Origin of the sequence: Halorubrum sp. SP3 (assembly GCF_005435195.1) — an archaeon.
GTDB classification, from domain to species: domain Archaea; phylum Halobacteriota; class Halobacteria; order Halobacteriales; family Haloferacaceae; genus Halorubrum; species Halorubrum sodomense.
This window is the reverse complement of record NZ_SGTU01000661.1, coordinates 1-250: the sequence shown is the minus strand read 5'-3', so window position 1 is coordinate 250 and position 250 is coordinate 1. Positions and strand designations below refer to the sequence as shown.

Annotated in this window: 1 protein-coding gene; it reads right to left on the bottom strand. The window is 69.6% G+C overall.

Annotated elements, in window-relative coordinates; all coding sequences use genetic code 11:
• A partial coding sequence (locus EXE42_RS17875) for a proton-conducting transporter membrane subunit (protein ID WP_275938248.1) occupies window positions 1–250 on the bottom strand: 250 nt, incomplete at both ends.

Genomic DNA, 250 nt, shown 5'->3' with positions numbered 1-250 from the left:
CCCGCTGGTAGGCGTCCGGCTGCCAGGAGTGGACCGGGAAGATGGCGATCTTCAGCGCCAGCCCCGTCACGATGAACGCGTAGCTCGCGCGGACCAGCGGGTCGCCGTAGCCGGCCTGCGCGACGATCTGCGCCTGGACGTCGAGCATGTTGAGCGTCCCCGTCGCGAGGAAGACGTAGCCGACGCCGAGCAGGTACAGCGAGGCGCCGACGGTGCCGACGACGAGGTACTTCAGCGAGGCGTACGCGCT